The organism is Rhodococcus sp. SG20037 (genome assembly GCF_031763325.1).
Classification (GTDB): domain Bacteria; phylum Actinomycetota; class Actinomycetes; order Mycobacteriales; family Mycobacteriaceae; genus Rhodococcus_F; species Rhodococcus_F qingshengii.
In genome coordinates this window covers 2198420-2218891 of sequence record NZ_CP134497.1, presented here as the reverse complement: position 1 = coordinate 2218891, position 20472 = coordinate 2198420, and the positions used below count along the sequence as shown (strand labels likewise).

The 20472-nt window shown below is 62.8% G+C and carries 20 protein-coding genes and 1 riboswitch; of the genes, 10 read left to right on the top strand and 10 right to left on the bottom strand.

All coding sequences use genetic code 11. The features are described from left to right. Positions 1 to 9 precede the first annotated feature (9 nt). From RHP72_RS10250 to RHP72_RS10235, 4 genes are read left to right on the top strand one after another with little or no spacing between them, the layout of a single operon-like run. On the top strand, positions 10 to 915 hold the full coding sequence (locus tag RHP72_RS10250; RefSeq protein WP_007727370.1) for a sugar phosphate isomerase/epimerase: 906 nt from the start codon (positions 10 to 12) through the stop codon (positions 913 to 915). A gap of 26 nt (positions 916 to 941) precedes the next feature. Then, positions 942 to 1982: a Gfo/Idh/MocA family oxidoreductase gene (locus RHP72_RS10245; RefSeq protein WP_311094642.1), complete on the top strand. Its 1041-nt coding sequence runs from the start codon at positions 942 to 944 to the stop codon at positions 1980 to 1982. A gap of 2 nt (positions 1983 to 1984) precedes the next feature. Next, positions 1985 to 2869, top strand: a complete 885-nt coding sequence (locus tag RHP72_RS10240) for a sugar phosphate isomerase/epimerase family protein (protein WP_217018652.1) — start codon at positions 1985 to 1987, stop codon at positions 2867 to 2869. Between the two features lie 24 nt (positions 2870 to 2893). Beyond that, the gene (locus RHP72_RS10235; protein WP_050654861.1) at positions 2894 to 4399 is read left to right on the top strand and encodes a CoA-acylating methylmalonate-semialdehyde dehydrogenase; all 1506 of its coding nucleotides are present in this window, start codon (positions 2894 to 2896) and stop codon (positions 4397 to 4399) included. Positions 4400 to 4461: 62 nt separating this feature from the next. Here the strand turns inward: RHP72_RS10235 and RHP72_RS10230 are convergent, their stop codons facing one another. After that, positions 4462 to 5034 carry a dihydrofolate reductase family protein gene (locus RHP72_RS10230; protein WP_003940686.1) on the bottom strand — a complete coding sequence of 191 codons (573 nt, stop codon included), beginning with the start codon at positions 5032 to 5034 and terminating at the stop codon, positions 4462 to 4464. 198 nt (positions 5035 to 5232) lie between these two features. On the opposite strand from RHP72_RS10230, the gene RHP72_RS10225 reads away from it, so the two are divergent. Next, entirely contained in the window at positions 5233 to 6546 is a 1314-nt protein-coding gene (locus tag RHP72_RS10225) for a D-alanyl-D-alanine carboxypeptidase family protein (RefSeq protein WP_311094641.1), read from the top strand. On the opposite strand, the gene yhjD is transcribed toward RHP72_RS10225, so the two are convergent. The 7 genes from yhjD to RHP72_RS10190 form a co-directional block, all read right to left on the bottom strand. Further along, positions 6543 to 7577 carry an inner membrane protein YhjD gene (yhjD, locus tag RHP72_RS10220; RefSeq protein ID WP_007727380.1) on the bottom strand — a complete coding sequence of 345 codons (1035 nt, stop codon included), beginning with the start codon at positions 7575 to 7577 and terminating at the stop codon, positions 6543 to 6545. The genes RHP72_RS10225 and yhjD overlap by 4 nt on opposite strands. A gap of 51 nt (positions 7578 to 7628) precedes the next feature. Next, on the bottom strand, positions 7629 to 8663 hold the full coding sequence (gene trpS, locus RHP72_RS10215; protein WP_003941025.1) for a tryptophan--tRNA ligase: 1035 nt from the start codon (positions 8661 to 8663) through the stop codon (positions 7629 to 7631). A 26-nt stretch (positions 8664 to 8689) separates the two neighbouring features. Continuing rightward, a complete protein-coding gene (locus tag RHP72_RS10210; RefSeq protein WP_047271784.1) occupies positions 8690 to 9184 on the bottom strand; it encodes a barstar family protein in 495 nt (164 codons plus the stop codon). Continuing rightward, positions 9184 to 9702 (bottom strand): ribonuclease domain-containing protein, encoded by a 519-nt coding sequence (locus RHP72_RS10205; protein WP_058226543.1) that lies wholly within the window; start codon positions 9700 to 9702, stop codon positions 9184 to 9186. Before RHP72_RS10205 ends, RHP72_RS10210 begins: the two co-directional genes overlap by 1 nt. 26 nt (positions 9703 to 9728) lie before the next feature. Further along, positions 9729 to 10574 carry an exodeoxyribonuclease III gene (locus tag RHP72_RS10200; RefSeq protein WP_275231539.1) on the bottom strand — a complete coding sequence of 282 codons (846 nt, stop codon included), beginning with the start codon at positions 10572 to 10574 and terminating at the stop codon, positions 9729 to 9731. 36 nt (positions 10575 to 10610) lie between these two features. After that, the gene (locus RHP72_RS10195) at positions 10611 to 11819 is read right to left on the bottom strand and encodes an MFS transporter (protein WP_372509930.1); all 1209 of its coding nucleotides are present in this window, start codon (positions 11817 to 11819) and stop codon (positions 10611 to 10613) included. A gap of 130 nt (positions 11820 to 11949) precedes the next feature. Next, positions 11950 to 13173, bottom strand: coding sequence for an NADP-dependent isocitrate dehydrogenase (locus RHP72_RS10190; protein ID WP_003940772.1), 1224 nt, complete (start codon positions 13171 to 13173; stop codon positions 11950 to 11952). Between the two features lie 305 nt (positions 13174 to 13478). Further along, a riboswitch (SAM riboswitch) is annotated at positions 13479 to 13619 on the top strand. Between the two features lie 143 nt (positions 13620 to 13762). Between RHP72_RS10190 and RHP72_RS10185 the strand changes: the two genes are divergently transcribed. The 4 genes from RHP72_RS10185 to RHP72_RS10170 all read left to right on the top strand — a co-directional run bounded on the left by RHP72_RS10185 (position 13763) and on the right by RHP72_RS10170 (position 18744). After that, the gene (locus tag RHP72_RS10185) at positions 13763 to 15088 is read left to right on the top strand and encodes a bifunctional o-acetylhomoserine/o-acetylserine sulfhydrylase (RefSeq protein WP_073512454.1); all 1326 of its coding nucleotides are present in this window, start codon (positions 13763 to 13765) and stop codon (positions 15086 to 15088) included. Next, a complete protein-coding gene (locus tag RHP72_RS10180) occupies positions 15085 to 16221 on the top strand; it encodes a homoserine O-acetyltransferase (RefSeq protein ID WP_311094639.1) in 1137 nt (378 codons plus the stop codon). The genes RHP72_RS10185 and RHP72_RS10180 overlap by 4 nt, the downstream gene beginning before the upstream one ends. 118 nt (positions 16222 to 16339) lie before the next feature. Further along, positions 16340 to 18169 carry a DEAD/DEAH box helicase gene (locus tag RHP72_RS10175; protein ID WP_311094638.1) on the top strand — a complete coding sequence of 610 codons (1830 nt, stop codon included), beginning with the start codon at positions 16340 to 16342 and terminating at the stop codon, positions 18167 to 18169. After that, complete coding sequence (locus RHP72_RS10170; protein WP_311094637.1) at positions 18169 to 18744, top strand: hypothetical protein; 576 nt, start codon at positions 18169 to 18171, stop codon at positions 18742 to 18744. The genes RHP72_RS10175 and RHP72_RS10170 overlap by 1 nt, the downstream gene beginning before the upstream one ends. 5 nt (positions 18745 to 18749) lie before the next feature. Here RHP72_RS10170 and RHP72_RS10165 read toward each other — a convergent pair whose 3' ends face one another. Continuing rightward, positions 18750 to 19034 (bottom strand): DUF3017 domain-containing protein, encoded by a 285-nt coding sequence (locus RHP72_RS10165; protein ID WP_003940740.1) that lies wholly within the window; start codon positions 19032 to 19034, stop codon positions 18750 to 18752. A 5-nt stretch (positions 19035 to 19039) separates the two neighbouring features. Then, the gene (locus RHP72_RS10160) at positions 19040 to 19897 is read right to left on the bottom strand and encodes a bifunctional methylenetetrahydrofolate dehydrogenase/methenyltetrahydrofolate cyclohydrolase (RefSeq protein WP_311094636.1); all 858 of its coding nucleotides are present in this window, start codon (positions 19895 to 19897) and stop codon (positions 19040 to 19042) included. Positions 19898 to 19928: 31 nt separating this feature from the next. On the opposite strand from RHP72_RS10160, the gene RHP72_RS10155 reads away from it, so the two are divergent. Next, a complete protein-coding gene (locus tag RHP72_RS10155; RefSeq protein WP_063836256.1) occupies positions 19929 to 20441 on the top strand; it encodes a GNAT family N-acetyltransferase in 513 nt (170 codons plus the stop codon). The last annotated feature ends 31 nt before the right edge of the window (positions 20442 to 20472 follow it).

The following is a 20472-nucleotide window of genomic DNA, read 5'->3' as shown; positions in this document are numbered from 1 at the left end:
AATCTAGACATGAGCGCGATTCGCGTCGGATCAGCCCCCGACTCCTGGGGCGTGTGGTTTCCGGACGATCCACAGCAGACCCCTTACACACGATTCCTCGACGAGGTATCCGCGTCGGGATACGAATGGATCGAACTCGGCCCGTTCGGATACCTTCCGACCGATCCAGCCAAGTTGACGGACGAACTCGGCGCCCGCGGCCTGAAGCTTTCGGCCGGTACCGTTTTCGAACACCTGCACCAGGACGATTCCTGGGATGCCGTCTGGAATCAGATCAAGGACGTCGCCAAGTTGACCGCAGCCGTCGGCGGCAAGCACGTGGTGGTCATCCCTGAGATGTGGCGCGACCCTTCCACCGGAGCGGTACTCGAAGACCGCAATCTGACGCCCGAGCAGTGGCGTAAGAAAACCGACGGCATGAACGCTCTCGGGAAGGCAATGCTCGAGGAGTACGGCGTCATGGCGCAGTACCATCCTCATGCCGACAGTCACGTCGACATCGAAGACAACGTCTACAAGTTCCTCGAAGGGACCGACGAGCGTTTCGTGAATCTGTGTCTCGACACCGGCCACATCAGCTACTGCGGCGGCGACAATCTCGCAATTATCAACAAACATCCGGAGCGCATCGGGTACCTACACCTCAAACAGGTGGATCCGGCGATAGTCGCCAAGGTTGAGGCGGAGGACCTGCCGTTCGGTGAGGCCGTCAAACTCGGTGCCATGATCGAACCGCCGCGCGGAATCCCCGACATGCCGCCGCTTCTGGAGGCCATCGAGAAGCTCGGCATCGACGTGTTCGCGATCGTCGAGCAGGACATGTATCCCTGCCATCCCGACACACCGCTGCCCATCGCAGCGCGCACTCAGAAATACCTGTCCACCTGTGGCGTCCCCGCCGTCCGTTTCAACTGAGCAACACAATCGAGGAGTACCACCGCATGTCTGACAACCAGGATCTCCGGATCGCAGTGCTCGGCGTCGGCATCATGGGGGCCGATCACGTCGACCGCATCACCAACAAAATCGGCGGTGCCCGCGTCACCGTCGTCAACGACTACTCTCTCGCCCGCGCCGAGGAAATCGCAGCACTGACGCCAGGGGCGCGCGTCGTCGTCGATCCGTTCGATGCCATCGCAGCCGAGGACGTCGACGCCGTTGTTCTCGCAACCCCGGGCCCGACCCATGAGAAGCAGGTTCTTGCCTGCCTCGAAGCGGGCAAGCCTGTTCTCTGCGAAAAGCCGCTGACCACCGACGCGGACAGTTCGCTCACGATCGTCAAAGCCGAAGCAGCGCTGGGAAAAAGACTGATCCAGGTTGGTTTCATGCGCCGGTTCGACCACGAATACACCCAGCTCAAGGATTTGATCGACAGCGGCGATCTCGGTCGCCCTCTCGTTGTGCACTGCGCGCACCGCAATCCTGCGGTTCCGAACGGCTTCGACAGCGCGATGATCGTCAAGGACTCACTCGTCCATGAGGTCGACGTGACACGATTCCTGCTCGACGAAGAGATCACCTCGGTGCAGATCATCCGACCGGCCGCGAATTCGTTTGCTCCCGAGGGCATTCAAGACCCACAGATCGCGATATTCGAGACCGAGTCCGGTAGACACGTCGACGCCGAGGTGTTTGTCACCACCGGAGTTGCCTACGAGGTGCGCACCGAAGTTGTCGGCGAACTCGGAAGCGCGATGATCGGACTCGACGTGGGACTGATCCGAAAGACCAAGCCCGGCAACTGGGGTGGGCAGATCACCCCAGGATTCCGCGAACGCTTCGGGCAGGCCTACGACACCGAGTTCGCCCGGTGGATCAAGGCAGTGAAGACGGGCGCCGGCACCGGCAACTACATCGACGGACCAGGTGCTTGGGACGGGTACGCCGCGGCCGCTGTCTGCGCCGCCGGTGTGAAGTCTCTGGAGACGGGTCAGCGCGTCGCCGTGGACATGGTTGCGCGCGACTCTGTGGCCGGAGCTTAGCGATGAAGGTCGCACTCGACCCCACACCTTTCCATCACGATTACTCACTACTCGAGCTACCCCGAGTTGTTGCCGATCTCGGGTACGAGTACCTGCAGCTCACACCGCACGTCGACATGATCCCGTTCTTCAATCACCCGAAAGCCGACGACGCGCTCGTCACCGAGTTCCGGAAGGCCTGCGCGAGTGCGGGAGTCGGCATCGCGTCGGTGCTCCCGGTCCTTCGGTGGTCCGGCCCGGACGAGGACGCTCGCGAAGCAGCCGTGCGCTACTGGAAGCGGGCCATCCAGATCACGGTCGATCTCGGTGTCAACGTCATGAACACCGAATTCTCCGGCCGCCCCGAAAAGGCCGAAGAGTCCGAGCGTGCGTTCTATCGTTCGATGGAGGAACTGGTTCCGATCATCGAACGCGAGGGAATCGACGTCCTGATCGACCCCCACCCGGACGATTTTGTCGAAGACGGACTAGCCGCGATCCGCACGATCCGTGGTGTGAACTCCAAGAACCTCGGCATGGTGATCGTGGCGTGCCACCAATTCCACATGGGTGGGGACCTTCCCGCCATCATGGAGGCCGCCGGCGACATGGTCCGACTCGTTCACGTGGCGGACACCATGGATCATCACCGTTCCCACGGACTGCGCTACATCACCAACCCGCCAGGCAATGCCGTTCGAGTGCATCAGCATCTCAAAATCGGTGACGGAGACGTCAACTGGGACGAATTCTTCGGCGGTCTCGGCAAACTCGGCTTCTACGAACGTGAGAACACCGTGATGGTGTCGAGCGTCTTCGCCGAGAACGAAAACGCGCACGAGGTTTCCCGGTACCAGCGCGAGACGATGAACGACTACGTCGCCAAGTACACCTCCCCGAACTCCTGAGTCACCAGACCACTAGGAAATACCATGACCAGCACTGATACTCGTGTCATCGCGCACTGGTTGGACGGCAAGCCGTTCGCCGGAACGTCCGAGGACACCGCCCCCGTCACCAACCCCGCCACCGGACAGATCACCGGCCGACTGGCCCTGGCGAACCTCGAGGACGCCCGCGCTGTCATCGACGCGGCTGCGGCGGCCTTCCCCGCCTGGCGTGACACCTCACTGGCCCGGCGCACACAGGTACTGTTCAGCTTCCGCGAACTCCTCAATGCTCGCAAAGGTGAACTCGCCGAGATCATCACAGCCGAGCACGGCAAGGTTCTCTCCGACGCCCTCGGCGAAATCAGCCGCGGGCAGGAAGTTGTCGAATTCGCTTGCGGAATACCGCATCTCCTCAAGGGCGGATACACCGAGAATGCATCGACCAAGGTCGACGTCTACTCCATCCGCCAACCCCTCGGCCCCGTCGGCATCATCTCGCCCTTCAACTTTCCCGCGATGGTCCCCATGTGGTTCTTCCCGGTCGCCATCGCCGCCGGGAACACCGTGATTCTCAAGCCCTCGGAGAAGGACCCCACCGCGGCGATCTGGCTCGCCGAACTCTGGGCCGAAGCCGGTCTGCCCCCCGGCGTCTTCAACGTCCTCCAAGGTGACAAGCTCGCCGTCGACGAACTTCTGGAAAACAAAGCAGTCAAAGCGATTTCGTTTGTCGGATCCACCCCCATCGCCCAGTACGTCTATGCCACCGGCACCGCCAACGGCAAACGCGTGCAAGCACTCGGCGGCGCCAAGAACCACGCCATCGTTCTGCCGGACGCCGACCTCGACCTCGCCGCCGACGCAATGGTCAACGCGGGATTCGGCTCCGCGGGCGAACGATGCATGGCGATCTCCGCCCTGGTCGCAGTCGGCGACATCGCCGACGAACTGGTTGCCAAGATCGTCGAACGCACCACTCCCCTCGTCACCGGTGACGGCACCAAGAACTCCGACATGGGTCCGCTCGTCACCAAGGCCCATCGCGACAAGGTCGCGTCCTATGTCGATGCCGGCGAGAAGGACGGTGCCACGATCGTGGTCGACGGACGCACAGTTCAGGCCGATGGTGGACCGGACGGCTTCTGGCTCGGGCCCACCCTCATCGACCACGTCACCACCGACATGTCGATCTACACCGACGAAATCTTCGGACCTGTCCTGTCCGTCGTGCGTGTCGATACCTACGACCAAGCCCTCGAACTGATCAACAACAACCCGTACGGAAACGGCACCGCCATCTTCACCAACGACGGCGGCGCTGCCCGACGCTTCCAGAACGAGGTGGAGGTCGGAATGATCGGCATCAACGTCCCCATCCCGGTTCCCATGGCCTACTACAGCTTCGGCGGCTGGAAGAACAGCCTCTTCGGTGACACCCACGCTCACGGGACAGAAGGTGTTCATTTCTTCACGCGAGGTAAAGCCGTCACCAGTCGCTGGCTCGACCCCAGCCACGGCGGAATCAACCTCGGCTTCCCCGAGAACAGTTAGCCGGCAAGACATCTGTGGCCGAGACTCTCGAAGAGTCTCGGCCACAGATGTTTTCGAGAGGTCTACGTGACCGTGGGGTGGTACGTCAGTACTTGAACTCCGGATTCGTACCGACGATCGTCCTTCAACTCGAGGACGATCTTGTCGGCCGATTCGGGGAACACTCTCCCGCCGGACCCGAGAATGACCGGGAAGACCATCAGACGAAGCTCGTCGACCAGACCGGCCAGCAACAACGCGTGGACGAGCGTCCGACTTCCCGCGACCAGGATCTCGCCGTCGATCTGCTCCTTGAGCTTCGGGACAGATTCCTCGATGGGACCGTCGAGCGCCGTCGAGTTGTTCCATTCGAGCGGTTCGGTCGAACTCGTGACGACGTACTTGGGCATCTCGTTCATCTTGTCCGCAAAGCCTTGGTCGTCCTCGCGCTCGGGCCAGGCACCGGCGAAGCTCTCGTAGGTCCGCCGCCCGAGCAGAAGGACGTCCGCGGCGAGGGTTTCGTCGAGTTTGAACTTCATCTGATCGCCCTCCTGGTACGGAAAGACCCATCCAGTGTGCGCATAACCCGGTTCGCCACCGGGAGCTTCCATCACCATGTCCAAGGACACGAATTCTGTCACCACGATCTTGCCCATACCGATCCCCTGTCGTCAGTGCGTGTGCGCCATTCGAGTAGCCGACTACCCCACTGTTACAGACTCTGCGTGGTGGTGGAACTCATCGGCGGCGATCGTCCACTATGACCGATGTACAAACCGAATCGCCTGTTTTCGATCCCTCTGCTTGCGTGGCGATTCGGACGTTCCCTCACGTTCGCATACCCTCGTATATCGATGATGTGGCGTCGAAAGTGTGCAGTGGCAGTTGCCGGAACAGTGCTCTCAGGGAGCATTGCGTTTACCGGTGTCGTCGGGACCTCGGGAGTGGCCGGCGCCCAACCGGCCCCGCCGCCGCCCACCACCACCACCGAAGCGCCGTTCACAACACCCAACACCGACAGCTGCCCGTTCACGAGTAGCCCGGCACCGGCGATCGATCTCTCCGAAGCACCCGCGCCCGGATCCACAGCCCCGACTGCTGTCCCGATTCCGGAAAGCCCCGTCGGTGGAGACAAGCTCGGCGAGTGCGGTGTTGTGCTCCCTGACGGCGCTCCCCCGCTCCCGGCGGATATCGCGGCATCCGGATGGGTACTCGCGGACGCCGAAACCGGCGAGGTCCTCGCCGCCAAAGATCCGCACGGTCGCTACCGCCCGGCCAGCACCATCAAGATGCTGTTGGCTCTCGTCGCGCTCGACGAACTCGATCTCGACACCGAAATCACCGCAACGGCCGAAGACGCGGACGCTGAAGGTAGCGCTGTCGGCATCGGAAAGGGCGGCAAGTACACCAACCGGCAACTGATGCAGGGTCTGGTCATGGCGTCGGGAAACGATGCCGCGCATGCTCTCGCCCGCCAACTCGGCGGTGACGCTGCAGCCGTGTCGAAAATGAACGCGCTCGCGGCCGAACTCGACGCCCTCGACACTCGCACGGCAACTCCATCCGGACTCGACGGCCCGGGGATGAGCAGCTCGCCGTACGACCTGGCCGTGATTTTCCATACCGCCCTGCAGAATCCGACGTTTGCCGGTCTGATCCATACCGAGACCGTCGAATTTCCCGGCTTCCCCAAGGATCCGACGATTCCCGACGATCAGGACCGCCCCGGATTCACTCTCGCCAACGACAATCAGCTGCTCTACAACTACGACGGCGCATTGGGCGGCAAGACCGGCTTCACCGACGACGCCCGCCACACGTATGTGGGTGGCGCGGAGCGTAACGGCCGGAAACTACTGGTGACATTGATGGGCGGCGAAGCCAAGCCGATCCGTCCGTGGGAACAAGCTGCCCGTCTACTCGACTACGGATATGCACTCCCCGCGAGCACAACCGTCGGCTCGTTGACGGACCGATCCACCGACGATGCCTCGCCCGAGGTCACTCGCACACCGTCTGCCGCTGCACCAGGCTCGATCTCGGCTGCACCCACCGCTACCGACGCCGAATCCGACACCACTGACCGCATACTCATCGGTGCGGTCGGCGGAGTAGTGGTGATCGCGCTGGTGGCGGGAGCCGTTGCCCTCAACCGTCGGAGGCGCTAGCGCGGCCGACGACGCATGAAGCCCGAAAGACCCAGGCCGGCAACCGCACCCGTGGCGATCAGCGCAGCCACGCGAGACGGTGAAGCACCGTCACTGACAACGATTCGCGGCGAGATCACTGCGGGATCCGGCGGCGGAACGAACGCCAGGGCCATACTTTCCTTGGTCGTCGCCGCCCACGCCGTGCAGAACAGCAGCATCCGTGACGCCGTGAACACGAACACGAGCAAACCGATGATCGGACCGAATGCCACGCCCGCTGGTCCGTTGGTGACGGCAGCGAGGTAGATCGCACCCACCTGCTTGAAGATCTCGAACACAATCGCGGCGATAACCGCTGCCTGCGCAGCGCTACGCAGCGTGACAGGCTCGCGCGGCAGCCGGGCGATCACCCACAGGAACACCGCCCACGTCGCCAGGAGTGAGAGCAACAGTGAAACAACTCTGAGCCCCACGCCGACACCGGTGATGTTCTCGAGGTTGAGCCATTTCACGATCTGAGTCGCAACCGGCCCACTGCTCAGCGCCGACATTCCCAGTGAGACGACCATGGCGAGAGCCAGACCGACGAGGGCCCCTGCGTCACCAAGTTTGGTACGTACGAACCCCTTGGGCTCGCGCTTGCTCTCCCACATCGCCGTCAGCGCGTCGCGAACATTTGCCATCCAACCGAGACCCGCGTACGCAGCACCCAGGAGGCCGAAGATTCCCACGCTCGCGCGCGAGTCGATGGCCGAATCGATCAGCGTGTTGATGGTGTCACCCAAGCTGCCCGGAATGCTCTTGGTGATCTGCTCCTGAATCGACTCCAGGTACTCGGGATGCCCGGCCAATACGAAACCGGCCACTGCAAACGCGACCATCATGATCGGAATCAACGCGAGAACGCTGAAGTACGTGATACCAGCAGCGTAATAGTCGCCTTTTTGCTCTTGAAACCGTCCGGCCGCGCGAACCAGATGATCGAGCCAGGGTCGCGCTGCCCGTTGCTTCTCGAGAAAGCTCGGTGCGTCGTCGTCCGTGTCAGCCATTGCCGTCCCCCTCATGTTCGGTCAGGCGTCGTGAGTCCGAACTCGCGTAAGTCAGCCCTTCGGTGCCAGGAATCCGACCTTGTCATAGACAGCGGCGAGAGTGCGTGAAGACACCTCACGGGCGCGGTGCGCTCCGGCCGCGATGATGCGATCCAGCTCTGCCTCGTCGGCGAGGTAACCGTCGACCTTCGCCTTGAGTGGGGTGACGAACTCGGTCAGCACGTCAGCGGTATCGGTCTTGAGGTCGCCGTACCCCTTGCCCTCGTAACCGGCCACCAGAGTCTCGATCGGTACTCCCGAGAGAGCCGACTGAATGGTGAGCAGGTTGCTGACGCCCGGCTTGGCCTGCGGGTCGAAACGAATCTCGCGCTCGTTGTCGGTGACGGCCGACTTGATCTTCTTCGCCGACACCTTCGGATCGTCGAGCAGATTGATCAGTCCGGCCGCACTGGCAGCGGACTTGCTCATCTTCGCGGTCGGATCCTGCAGGTCGTAGATCTTTGCCGTGCCCTTGATGATCTGCGGCTCGGGAACGACGAACGCCTTGCCGTAGCGGGTGTTGAACCGTCCGGCCAGATCGCGTGCGAGTTCGAGGTGCTGACGCTGATCCTCACCCACCGGAACTCGCTGCGGGCGGTACAGAAGGATGTCCGCGGCCATCAGAACCGGATACGTGAACAAGCCGACACTGGCGTTGTCGCTGCCTTGCTTGGCGGACTTGTCCTTGAACTGCGTCATACGGCTGGCTTCACCGAAACCGGTGATGCAGTTCAGGACCCACGCCAACTGTGCGTGCTCGGGAACCTGACTCTGTACGAACAGCGTCGCCCGATCCGGATCGATCCCCACCGCAAGGAGCTGAGCCACCGCAACCTTGGTGCGACGACGCAATTCCTTCGGGTCCTGCGTCACCGTGATGGCGTGAAGATCCGGAATGAAGTAGAAAGCGTCGAAATCGTCCTGCAACGGAACCCACTGCTGCAGCGCACCCAGGTAGTTGCCGAGGTGGAAAGAATCCGACGTCGGCTGGATTCCGGAAAGCACGCGAGGCTTTGCGGTGGGCTTCTGTTCTGCAGGGGTCGACATGGTTCCGATCTTTTCACGAGTGGAAATCAGTGCAGTGGCGTGGTGCCCGGGTAGTCGAGTTCGACGAGGTCTTCACCGTGGGCGGTGAGGTCCTCCGCACCGAACTGGTAGACGGTCCGGAAAACGACGGGTTCCCATTCTTCGGCGTAGAAGTCCATCGTTTCGCGGAACCACTCCAACTGATCCTGTTGCTCGGACAGTAGAGAACCCGCACCTCGGACCACAACTACATATCCGGCGCCGAGTCCGAGGACGTCGTCGAGATCGCGCATGACATCGTCGAAAGCGTCTTTGTTTCGCCCGAAGTGGGACGGAAACTGGAAGGCTGCCGCAAACTCGTCGAAGACCTGCGCCGTTGTCCGCATGTTCTCTCCGCGAACCACCCGAACGATAAAATTCTCGGCACGGAGTTGACGTGCAAGATCATCTGCAACGGCCGGGTCGCTCTGCAGCGCCACCGAAACCACATCCGAAGACGGATCCAGCCACTGCGCCACGCTGACCGTAGACGAATCGGACATCAGCGAATCCTCACAAACGTGTCGTAGTGATCGAGGGTGTACCACGCCGAACCGTCGTTGCCGGTGACGATTCGCTCGGCGTCGCGTCCTTGGCCGTTCTTCTTCGCGTTGACGTCCCATTCCTGATAGACGACACGTCCGCCACCGGCACCGACAGCGGGCAGACGGCCTTCGCTGTTGCGGAAGGTGATGCCGCCCTTGGTGCCCGGCGCATTGGCGGAATCCGGCCACCGCCCGGCGTCGATCTCCACCAGCGTGGCGAGAACCCGCGCCGGCACATCGCTGTTCGTCTGCTGCGTTGTCTTGACAGCGGAGCTCGAGGGCACGGAACTCGACGGCGCAGCCTTGGTGGTAGCACCCGGCTTGGCTTGAACAGTCGAGGACTGGGCACTCGAGGACTTCGTCACCGACGACGCCGAACTGTCGGAGTCACGCGAAGAAAGGGTGACCGCCAGTACGAGCGCAACCACCGCCACCACGACGGTGATGATGGCGTTGCGCGTCTTTGCGCTCGGCATTTTCAGACCTTCAGACATACGCGTCTCTATCGGTACGAGACGGTGACAGGCGCATGATCCGACCAACGGAGGTCGTAGGACTCAGCGCGTTCCACGAGCGCGACCTTGGCCCGCTCGGCGTATCCGCGAGTGGCAACCTGGTAATCGATACGCCAACCCGAATCGTTGTCGAATGCCTTTCCGCGGTACGACCACCACGAGTACGGGCCGTCGACACCCGGATGGAGGGTGCGGAAGACGTCCACCCACGCGGAATCTTCGGCGAACAGCAGATCCATCCAGGCGCGCTCCTCGGGGAGGAATCCCGAAGACTTCTTGTTGGTCTTCCAGTTCTTGAGGTCGAGTTCGGTGTGCGCGATGTTCCAATCGCCGCTGACCACCACGTGACGATCGGCAGCCTCGGCCGCTGCAGCGGTGGAGGCGAGGTGAACTGCGAAGGATGCCATGAACCGCTCCTTCTCCTCTTGCTTCGGCGTGAGCGCCTCACCGGAGGGCAGGTACAGGCTCGCGACGGTCAGATCCGCGAAGTCGGCTTCGATGTATCGACCGGCGTCGAGAAACTCGTCGTCCCCGTGACCGATCCGCACCGCGTCAGGTTCCGTGCGTGAGAGCACCGCGACTCCGTTGCGTCCCTTCGCGGACGGCTCGGCGGAGACCAGGAACCATCCGTTGCCGAGTGCCGGCTCGAGGGTCTCGCGAAGCTGGTCGTCCGACGCACGCGTTTCCTGAAGGCAGATGAAATCCGCCGACGTCTTCTCCAGCCAGGCGAGCATGCCCTTACGGGCAGCTGCTCGAACGCCGTTGACGTTCACGGACGTGATGGTGTGGGGCGCAAGAATGTGGGAGTCAGCAGTTTGTGGCACGGCAAGCACCGTAGCCGATTCCACCGACGCGGATGGGCGCCCAGGTCAGCGCGCGGCCCTACGCTGCAGAATCACCGCCACCGCCAGCACGACGAGACCCGCGACGGCCAGCAACGACCCCACCGCTGCCGGCGCGGTGTACCCGTAACCGGCTGCGATGACGACGCCGCCGATCCACGCTCCGAAGGCGTTGGCGATGTTGAGTGCGGCGTGATTGAGAGACGCGGCCAAGGTCTGAGCATCCTCGGCGACATCCATCAACCGTGTCTGGAGGCCAGGCACCATCGACGACCCGGCGAGCCCGATGAGGAAGACGAAGACGAGCGCCGTGTACGGATTGCGCACGGCGATAACGAAGACCGCGAGGATCACAACGAGGGATCCCATCGACAGGAACAAGCCCTTCATCAGTGCGCGATCCGCGAGGTATCCACCGACGAAGTTGCCGGCCACCATGCCCAGTCCGTACAGCATGAGTGCGAGGGGAATGAACGAAGCGCCAAGCCCGGACACGTCGGTGAGAGTCGTACTGATGTAGGTGTAGACGGCAAACATCCCGCCGAATCCGACCATGCCCACGATCAGGGTCATCCACACCTGAACGCGGCCCAGTGCCCCGAGTTCGGTGATCGGATTCGTCACCGGCATGCCGTCCAACCGCGGAATCCAGACGAAAAGCGAAGCAACCGTTGCCACTCCGATCACCGCAACCAAGGCGAAGGCGCTGCGCCAGCCGAGTGCCTGGCCGATCCAGGCCGCGACCGGTACCCCGATCACGTTGGCCACGGAAAGACCCATCATCACCATGGCGACGGCCTTCGCGCGTTTTCCCGGTTCGGCCAGGTGAGCTGCGACCAGTGCGGCGACTCCGAAATACGCGCCGTGCGGCAATCCGGCGACGAAGCGGGCCATCATCAGCGTCGTGTACGAGGGCGCGAAAACCGAGGCGGCATTGCCGACGGTGAACGCGACCATGAGTGCGATCAACAGGGTGCGGCGCGGTACTCGTGCGGTGAGTGCAGCGATCAGCGGAGCGCCGACGACAACTCCGAGCGCGTATGCGGAGATCACGTGACCCGCGACGGGTTCCGAGACGCCGAGTCCGGATGCCATTTCCGGGAGCAACCCCATGGCGACGAACTCGGTTGTGCCGATACCGAAACCACCGAGAGCGAGAGCGAGCATCGCCGGACCTCTGGCGGAACGAACCCCGGGTGTCGAGGTGTCAGAACGGGAGAGGGTAGACGAAGTCACTGATCAATTGTGGTCTCACACCTGGTTGAACTTCCAAGTGAGAGCGGGTGAGTTCACTCACGTGAGACCGCGAACACAAATGGGACGCCCGGTTTCCCAGACGTCCCATTTGACAGGTGAAGCGGTGAATCTACTTCGCGGCCATGGCCTTCTGCAGGTTCACGTCGAGCGCGCCGAGGAACTCCTCGGTGGTCAGGTAGCCCTGATCGCCGCCGACCAGCATCGAGAGGTCCTTGGTCATCTGGCCGCTTTCGACGGTCTTGATGACAACGTCTTCGAGCGCCTGCGCGAAGCCGATGACCTCAGGGGTGCTGTCGAGCTTGCCACGATGCTCGAGCCCGCGGGTCCACGCGAAGATGGACGCGATCGGGTTGGTCGAGGTGGGCTTGCCCTGCTGGTGCTGACGGTAGTGACGCGTCACGGTGCCGTGAGCAGCCTCTGCCTCACAGGTCTTTCCGTCCGGTGTCAGCAGAACCGACGTCATGAGGCCGAGCGAGCCGAAGCCCTGGGCCACGGTGTCGGACTGGACGTCGCCGTCGTAGTTCTTGCATGCCCAGACGTATCCGCCCTCCCACTTGAGTGCGGAAGCGACCATGTCGTCGATGAGGCGGTGCTCGTAGGTCAGACCTGCAGCATCGAACTCAGCCTTGAACTCGGTCTCGTAGACGTGCTGGAAGATGTCCTTGAAGGCACCGTCGTACGCCTTGAGAATGGTGTTCTTGGTGGACAGGTACACCGGGTAGTTCTGCTGCAGTCCGTAGGTGAGCGACGCGCGAGCGAAGTCACGGATGGACGTGGTGAAGTTGTACTGCCCCTGGACGACGCCGCCCTCTTCGGGGAAGTTGACCAGTTCGTGCTCGATCGGTGCGCTGCCGTCCTCAGGCGTGTAGGTGATCATCACCTTGCCGGGGCCGGGGACCTTGAAGTCTGTGGCGCGGTACTGGTCGCCGAATGCGTGACGGCCGATGATGATCGGCTTGGTCCAGCCCGGAACGAGTCGCGGAACGTTGGAGATGATGATCGGTGCGCGGAAGATCGTGCCGCCGAGAATGTTGCGGATCGTTCCGTTCGGGGAACGCCACATCTTCTTGAGACCGAATTCCTCGACACGTGCCTCGTCCGGCGTGATCGTGGCGCATTTGACGCCGACGCCGTGCTTCTGGATCGCGTGCGCTGCGTCGATGGTGACCTGGTCGTCGGTCTCGTCGCGGTACTCGATACCGAGGTCGTAGTACTCGAGGTTCACATCGAGATACGGATGGATCAACTTGTCTTTGATGAACTGCCAGATAATGCGCGTCATCTCATCGCCGTCGAGTTCGACGACGGTGCCCTCAACCTTGATTTTGGACATGGGTGCTTCGCGTCCTCCTAGGAAGTTTCCCTGGTTACACGGTTGCGGTCACACTTTGTGAGTGGGTCCGCGAACGGTTCGATTATCAAACCTAGACGGTGTGGACTGATCTCGGGAGATGAGTCCCAAACAAGACAAGCGTACTGCTAACCCGTGAGGCCGCAACCGGCAGGTCCACTCATCGGTCTCTACTCGCGAGTAACTTTTGCCTGCTAGTGGGCTGCGTCGCTCTGCCTCGCGTGCGGTTGCGGCTCACATTTCGCCCCGTGTCAGGACTGCGCTCACTTCCCGGTAGAATCCGACTTGGTCATGAGTGCCAGCGTCAAGCCCCGGCTCGCTGGACGGCAACCCTCCAACCGCGGTGGGGTGCCCCGGGTGATGACCAGGTTTCCCGACGTGGATCTGCTCGCGCAGTTCCACCGCAATTCGGGTGACAAGCGCGGGTCCGACAGGGACGGACCCCAGACCGGGCCGAGCCCCACGGAGGTATTTCAGTATGTGTCGCACTTGTAGATAGACCCCAGCACGGGGCGGCGATCATTCGCCCCCGTCCGACATCTATCCGTCAGACCACTGGAGTGAACAAATCATGACCGACAACACAGCCGACGCCGCAGCAACTTCGGATCCGACCGCGAACTGGTCGTTCGAGACCAAGCAGGTGCACGCCGGACAAACAGCGGACACCGCCACAAATGCGCGCGCTCTGCCGATCTACCAGACCACCAGCTACGTCTTCGACAGCACCGATCACGCTGCTGCACTGTTCGGCCTCGCCGAGCCGGGCAACATCTACACGCGGATCATGAATCCCACACAGGACGCCGTCGAGCAGCGCATCGCTGCCCTCGAAGGCGGAGTCGCCGCACTCCTCCTCTCCTCGGGTCAGGCCGCCGAGACCATCGCGATCCTCAACATCGCCGAGGCCGGCGACCACATCGTCTCCAGCCCGTACCTGTACGGCGGCACGTACAACCTCCTGCACTACACCCTTCGCAAGCTGGGTATCGAAGTCACGTTCGTCGAGGATCCCGACAATCTCGAGCAGTGGCGCGAAGCCATTCGCCCGAATACGAAGGCGTTCTACGGCGAAACGATCGCCAATCCGAAGAACCACATCCTCGACCTACCCGGTATCTCGTCACTGGCCCACGAGAACGGTCTTCCGTTGATCGTGGACAACACAGTCGCGACGCCGTACCTGCTTCGCCCACTCGAACACGGCGCCGACATCGTCGTTCACTCCGCCACCAAATACCTTGGTGGACACGGCACCGCGATCGCCGGCGTCATCGTCGACGGTGGCACTTTCGACTGGACGCAGGGTCGCCACACGAACTTCACGACGCCTGATCCCAGCTACCACGGCGTCACCTTCGCGGACCTCGGCGCGCCGGCGTTCGCACTCAAGGCCCGCGTCCAACTGCTGCGCGATCTCGGTTCCGCCGTGGCGCCGTTCAACGCGTTCCTCATCGCGCAGGGTATCGAAACCTTGAGCCTGCGCATCGAGCGCCACGTATCCAATGCACAGAAGGTCGCCGAATTCCTCGACGGTCACGTCGAGGTCGCCTCCGTTTCCTACGCGGGACTTCCCTCCTCGCCATGGTTCGAACGTGGAAAGCAGCTGACGCCCAAGGGAACCGGCGCAATCGTCACCTTCGAGCTGCCCGGCGGTATCGATGCGGGCAAGACGTTCGTCAACGCCCTGACGCTGCACAGCCACGTCGCCAACATCGGTGACGTTCGCTCACTCGTCATCCACCCCGCGTCGACGACGCACTCGCAGCTCACCCCCGAAGAGCAGCTCGCTTCGGGCGTCACGCCCGGGCTCGTCCGCCTCGCGGTCGGCATCGAAGGAATCGACGACATCCTCGCCGATCTCTCCGTCGGCCTGGCAGCGGTGGCAAACTCGTGACCGTGAACGAATTGGAGCCCAGGATCGACCTCCTGCCCCCACCCGACGGCCAGGTGGGGTTCGTCGACATCGGCGCCTTGGAACTCGAGAGCGGCGCGGCACTCCCATCGGTTTCGCTCGCCGTTCAGCGGTGGGGTGAGCTTTCCCCGAACCGCGACAACGTCGTACTCGTCGAGCACGCACTGACCGGAGACTCACACGTCACCGGACCGATCTCCGCGAATCAGCCCTCGCCCGGCTGGTGGAACGGGATGGTCGGCCCCGGCGAACCGATCGACACCGGCGAATGGTGCGTCATCGCAACCAATGTCCTCGGTGGTTGTCGCGGCACGACCGGTCCCAGTTCGCCGGCCGACGACGGCAAGCCGTGGGGCAGCAGGTTCCCGGAGATCTCCATCCGGGATCAGATCGCGGCGGAGAAGAAGCTCGTCGATCTCCTCGGGATCGACCAGTTGGCCTCGGTAGTCGGCGGATCCATGGGGGGCATGCGCACCCTCGAATGGGCAGTTACCTACCCGGACAGCATTCGCTCCGCGTTGGTTCTCGCAACCGGTTCACGGGCCACTGCAGATCAGATCGGCACCCAGACGACGCAGATCGCTGCCATCGTCTCCGATCCGGATTGGCAGGGCGGTGACTACCACGGAACGGGGCGGGCACCTCGCACCGGACTCGGCATCGCCCGTCGCATCGCGCACCTGACGTACCGCACCGAGTCCGAACTGGACGCACGCTTCGAGAACTCCGCTCAGAACGACGAAAATCCTTGGAACGGTGGACGATACGCCGTACAGAGTTACCTGGAACATCAGGCAGACAAGCTGGTCGACCGCTTCGACCCGAGCACGTACGTCCTCCTGACCGAGGCCATGAACCGGCACGACATCGGTCGTGGACGCGGCGGTGTTGCGGCGGCGTTGGCATCGATCACGGCACCGGTCGTGGTGGGCGGCGTCGACTCGGATCGGCTGTATCCCCTTCGCTTGCAGGAGGAGATCGCCGACGGAATTTCCACGTGCAGCGGCCTCGAGATTCTCAAGTCCAAGGACGGACACGACGGCTTCCTGACGGAGGCGGACGCCGTCGCCGGACTGCTTCGCCGAACGATGGAGTTCGCACGTACGGCTCGCTAATTCGGCACAGAGCCACGTTTTCAGGATTCGTCAATGTCGGGAAAACCACAGCTGATCTGCGGGTTTTCCCGACATTCTCATTGGCGAACGTGAGCCGGCGCGGCTAGCATCGGCGAACGTGAATCAGCCATGCTCGACGCGCCTGCAGGCTACGTACATTCCCGAGCACATGTCCTTCGCGTTCTGGGGTGACGCAGACCCGGCAGCGCGGCTGTCGGCACTGGGGATGCCGACCGGGTCGCCGGGCGTGTGCAGGCTTGCGATCCCGGTCGACGAGTCGATCACAGCAACCGACGTCGAAGCGCAACTGCTCGACCTCACCACCGCGATCGACGCCTTCCACAACCTCGATGCTGGTCGCGGCGACCTCGGATCGTCGCTGCTCGCATGGAAGCGCGTCATCGACACCGGCGCACATGACATTCCGACCGCAGCGCATGCCGCGATCGAGCGCGACGACACGAAGATCCGAAGCGCCGAGTCCACGGTGCGGTTGTTCACGGATGCGCGTACAGCCGTGGACAGCCTTCGCCGAGCAAAGATTCAGGCGACTCTGCGCCCGTATCAAATGCAGGGAGTTGCCTGGCTGACGGCTCTGTCGGGTTCGGGTGGTGGGATCTTGGCCGACGAGATGGGTTTGGGTAAGACACTGCAAGCGGTTTCGATGATCGCGATCCGCGCCGGCGACGGTCCGCATCTGGTTGTGTGTCCCACCTCGGTCATCGGAAACTGGCGCCGCGAGATCGAGCGATTCGCTCCGCATCTGCCACTGCACGTTCATCACGGGGCCGCCCGTGCACTTCCCACTCGTATCCCCGCCGGCACTACGGTTCTGACCAGCTACAGCGTCTTGCGTTCCGACGCAGACCAATTGGCCCCGGTCCATTGGAGTTCAGTGGTCTTCGACGAGGCGCAACAGATCAAGAACCCCGCTTCCCTCGCCGCGAAAGCAGCAATGCAGTTGTCGGCGGACGTCAAGGTAGCGATGACCGGCACGCCGGTGGAGAACCGCCTCGAAGAATTGTGGTCACTCTTTCGCGTCGCAAATCCCGACGTCCTCGGAACTCGCGCACGGTTTCGTCAACGCTTTGCCGTCCCGATCGAATCCGGTCGATCGGCCACCGCGGCGACCAGACTTGCCGCGGTGATCGATCCTTTCATTCTGCGCAGAACCAAAGACACAGTGGCCAAGGATCTTCCGCCCAAACAGTTCTCCACGGTCTCGTGCACTCTGACGTCGGAACAGGCGCGCATCTACCGGTCGGCAGTTGCCGATGCGTTCGACTCCGGATTGGGCACGGGAATTGCCCGGCGCGGCAACATTCTTGCCCTTCTGACCACCCTCAAGCAGGTATGCAATCACCCGGCGCAGGTCACCGGCGATACGGACGACCTCTACGGAAGATCCGGAAAGCTCGACCGCGCAACGGAAATGATCGCCGAGATCGTCGACGACGGCGATCGCGCGCTGATATTCACGCAGTACCGGACGATGGGCGAGATGCTCTCGCGACACCTGGGAGCCGAACTGGGTATCGGTGCCGTGCCTTTCCTCCACGGCGGCCTGAACACCGACAAACGAGACGCGATGGTCGACGCGTTCCAGAACGAGACGGATTCACCACCGGTTCTGATTCTGAGCTTGCGCGCCGCCGGCTTCGGCCTCAACCTCACGCGCGCAAGTCATGTCGTGCACTACGACCGGTGGTGGAACCCAGCCGTCGAGGATCAAGCAACCGACCGGGCACACCGCATCGGCCAGAAACGCACCGTCAACGTCCATACCTTGGTGACGGGCGGTACCGTGGAGGATCACATAGCAGCGATGCACGAGTCCAAACGAGCTGTGGCCGATGCTGTCTCCGGGAACGTCGAGGCCGCGCTGGCCGATCTCCCCGACACCGAACTGCGTGAACTTCTCGAACTCGACGGCGCGGTGATCATCTGATGGCCAACGAATTCGGCGTCACCGCTTGGGGTCGAGCGTGGCTGCGCACGGTGGAGCGGACCGCGGCGTCCGGTCCGAACCCGTCCCTGCCGACGGCTCGCGCCCTGGCACGCAACGGTTCCGTGGAGTTCACCGCCGTCTCGTCGGGGACCGTCGTCGCCGAGGTGAGCACCAAGGCAAAAACTTCGTCAGTGACGATTGGTGTCCCGCTCTGGACCAAATCCGAGATCGCTGCAGTGAAGAGCCTTCTCCGTTCGGCTGGAAAGGCGAACAGATCCGTCTCCACCGGCGAACTGCCGGACAGCATCGTCACCGAACTGCAGGCTCGAAATATCGCAGTAGCCGTTGATCTTTCGGAGTGCACTGCCAGCTGCGACTGCTCAGGTAGACGCTCGCCGTGCGTTCACCATCTCGCCGCGATCTACGCCCTCGCCGGGCGAATCGACGAGGAACCTGCACTTGCGGTGACGTTACGGAGTGCACCGGTCAAGGCTGGAAAGAAGTCGACATCCGCACATTCACCGGAGTGGATCCCTTTGAGTGATATCGATATTCGCTCGTTCTACGGGGACTGATCTTCTCAGTCGGTACCGAGCGGATCGATGGTCAGGGCGAGCGTCGCGATCAGCACACCCATAACGCCCATCGCCGCAGTGTCGAAGACCCTTCCACGCACCGCGAGCAACCCCACACGGTTCTCGGGAACGAACCACCGAGCGGCAGCTCCGATGATGACGGCAACACCGAAGACGAGGGCGCCGCGGCGCCACCGGTCGGCCAGCACGAGAACAACCGCTGCCGCGATCACGGCGAGGACCGCGAGCATGGGCAGATTCTTCTTCGCGAGGCCGACCAGTGAGGACATCGGACTCAGGCCTCGGCCAGAACCCGCTCGGCGCGTTCGACCACGTTGGTGATCAGGAACGCGCGGGTCAGCGGTCCGACACCACCGGGGTTGGGTGAGACGAAGCCGGCGACCTCGCTGACGTCGGCTGCGACGTCGCCGCGCAGGCCGTCGTCGGTGCGACTGACGCCGACGTCGAGGACCGCTGCCCCGGGCTTGACCATGTCTGCGGTGATGAGGCCGGGAACGCCTGCGGCAGCGACGATGATGTCGGCGCGGCGAACCTCGGCCGCGAGATCGCGGGTACCGGTGTGGCAGAGCGTGACCGTCGCGTTCTCGCTACGACGCGTCAGCAGCAATCCGATCGGGCGACCGACTGTGACGCCTCGTCCGACTACCACCACGTGTGCGCCTGCAATAGGGACCTCGTAGCGGCGCAGGAGATGCAGGATTCCACGCGGGGTGCACGGCAGCGGGGCTTCCTTGCCCAACACCAGTCGACCGAGGTTGACCGGGTGCAAGCCGTCGGCGTCCTTGCCGGGGTCGATGCGCTCGAGGGCTGCGTTCTCGTCAAGGTGCTTGGGAAGCGGCAACTGCACGATGTAGCCGGTGCACTCGGGATTGGCATTGAGCTCGTCGATCGTCGCGTTGAGCTGCTCCTGCGTGATGTCAGCAGGCAGGTCGCGTCGCAAAGAATTGATACCGACCTTGGCGCAGTCGTTGTGCTTGCCGCGCACGTAAGCCGCGGATCCGGGGTCGTCGCCCACCAGGATGGTGCCCAAGCCGGGTGTGATGCCCTCTGCCTTCAGAGCGCTCACCCGCACCTTCAGGTCTTCGAAGATTTCGTCGCGGGTAGCTTTGCCGTCGAGGATCGTTGCAGTCACGGCGACCATTGTTCCAGGTTAGGGTCGATGAGTGACAACGGCTCCGGAACTACGCGGCCCGAGGGTGCTCCTCTCCCCCGTCGCGCCCGATCATCACGCCCGTCTGCGAGCAATTCACCTGCACCCGGACGTCGTGCACTGGTGGCAAAATCCCGACGACGACTGGCCTGCAGCGCCGGAGGCTGGCACCACGCGCTACAGCATCTTCCACGGCGACCACCTGATCGGCTTCATCCAGTGGTATGAGGCGGAGGACAACCCCGACTTCCGCCACGCCGGGCTCGACTTGTTCCTCGATCCCGACTTCCACGGCCGAGGGTTCGGTCGCGAATCGATTCGCGTGCTGTGTGCCCACCTGATCGACGACCTCGCATTCCACCGTCTGGTCATCGACCCGGAGGTCGACAACTCCGTCGCCATCGCGTGCTACCGATCGGTGGGGTTCAAAGACGTCGGGGTGATGCGCGAGTATTCGCGAGATCGCCATGGTGTGTGGAAGGACGGACTGCTGATGGATCTGCTCGCACGGGAATTCATCCGCTGATCGACTGGGACGAGTTCGAAAGGACCGACAT

Excerpts from the sequence above, each read along its gene's own strand:
- RHP72_RS10170 (WP_311094637.1), top strand. The coding sequence starts at position 18,169 with ATGGCCAACGAATTCGGCGTCACCGCTTGGGGTCGAGCGTGGCTGCGC.
- RHP72_RS10235 (WP_050654861.1), top strand. The coding sequence starts at position 2,894 with ATGACCAGCACTGATACTCGTGTCATCGCGCACTGGTTGGACGGCAAG.
- trpS (WP_003941025.1), bottom strand. The coding sequence starts at position 8,663 with ATGTCGACCCCTGCAGAACAGAAGCCCACCGCAAAGCCTCGCGTGCTT.
- RHP72_RS10205 (WP_058226543.1), bottom strand. The coding sequence starts at position 9,702 with ATGCCGAGCGCAAAGACGCGCAACGCCATCATCACCGTCGTGGTGGCG.
- RHP72_RS10165 (WP_003940740.1), bottom strand. The coding sequence starts at position 19,034 with ATGTCCTCACTGGTCGGCCTCGCGAAGAAGAATCTGCCCATGCTCGCG.
- RHP72_RS10185 (WP_073512454.1), top strand. The coding sequence starts at position 13,763 with ATGACCGACAACACAGCCGACGCCGCAGCAACTTCGGATCCGACCGCG.
- RHP72_RS10230 (WP_003940686.1), bottom strand. The coding sequence starts at position 5,034 with ATGGGCAAGATCGTGGTGACAGAATTCGTGTCCTTGGACATGGTGATG.
- RHP72_RS10210 (WP_047271784.1), bottom strand. The coding sequence starts at position 9,184 with ATGTCCGATTCGTCTACGGTCAGCGTGGCGCAGTGGCTGGATCCGTCT.
- RHP72_RS10240 (WP_217018652.1), top strand. The coding sequence starts at position 1,985 with ATGAAGGTCGCACTCGACCCCACACCTTTCCATCACGATTACTCACTA.
- yhjD (WP_007727380.1), bottom strand. The coding sequence starts at position 7,577 with ATGGCTGACACGGACGACGACGCACCGAGCTTTCTCGAGAAGCAACGG.
- RHP72_RS10190 (WP_003940772.1), bottom strand. The coding sequence starts at position 13,173 with ATGTCCAAAATCAAGGTTGAGGGCACCGTCGTCGAACTCGACGGCGAT.
- RHP72_RS10250 (WP_007727370.1), top strand. The coding sequence starts at position 10 with ATGAGCGCGATTCGCGTCGGATCAGCCCCCGACTCCTGGGGCGTGTGG.
- RHP72_RS10225 (WP_311094641.1), top strand. The coding sequence starts at position 5,233 with ATGATGTGGCGTCGAAAGTGTGCAGTGGCAGTTGCCGGAACAGTGCTC.
- RHP72_RS10245 (WP_311094642.1), top strand. The coding sequence starts at position 942 with ATGTCTGACAACCAGGATCTCCGGATCGCAGTGCTCGGCGTCGGCATC.